This is a genomic window from Alicyclobacillus acidiphilus NBRC 100859 (genome assembly GCF_001544355.1).
In the GTDB taxonomy this organism is placed as follows: Bacteria; Bacillota; Bacilli; order Alicyclobacillales; family Alicyclobacillaceae; genus Alicyclobacillus; species Alicyclobacillus acidiphilus.
Window position 1 is genome coordinate 1 of sequence record NZ_BCQI01000160.1, and the last position, 680, is coordinate 680.

A 680-nucleotide genomic window follows, 5' to 3' on the forward strand; every position below is an offset into this window, starting at 1 on the left:
AAACATCACCTTTTCCTCCGTTGCGATGCCAACTCCAGAGTCACGCCATTTCTCCATGCCCAACCTCGAAGTTCTTGAATCACTTTGTCCGCATCCGCCAGACTGAACGAAATCGTAAGCGGGTATTTTCGCTCCTTGAAATACACTAAAAACGTGGCGCTTCGGTCAAACACTCGAATTTTCCGCACGTTCTCTGCTTTGAACGCCGTTTTAGGGAATGTCAATTCACACTCTGTTATGCTGAGCCTACGATATTTTGATGCAAGAAAGAAGGCGAATCCGACCCAGGCAATCAGATAAGCCGAACCAATCATCCATACTATGTCCTTGTACGGATTGGGTAGGCTATTTCCGAGAGGAACCCATATGATAATCAACGCCCCAAACGGCGCAACGGTGGGTACGGCGTTCGTCTTATATCCCACTGCAATCACCTCCAACAAACCAGATTCTATGTGATTCTGCGCTCGCAATCCATCTCGATGTTTACATTTCAAGATATGTAACCATTTTTGTAAGCTGATTCGGCAATAGACTCGTTTGTTTATCCCTTCAAATCTAACTCCCTGTCCTGCCGATCCCTCACTGCCTGCTTTTCCATAAGGACTGACACAAAGTCTGAAATCCCTTGACGCAGTAAGGAAAATCGACCAAAACAACTTCCAGAAAACATAAACCTA

At 45.6% G+C, this 680-nt stretch carries 1 protein-coding gene; it reads right to left on the bottom strand.

Annotation, left to right across the window (positions count from 1 at the left end; genetic code table 11):
* Positions 1–5: 5 nt before the first annotated feature.
* Positions 6–425, bottom strand: coding sequence for a hypothetical protein (locus AAC01S_RS18545; protein ID WP_067626017.1), 420 nt, complete (start codon positions 423–425; stop codon positions 6–8).
* Between the last annotated feature and the right edge of the window lie 255 nt (positions 426–680).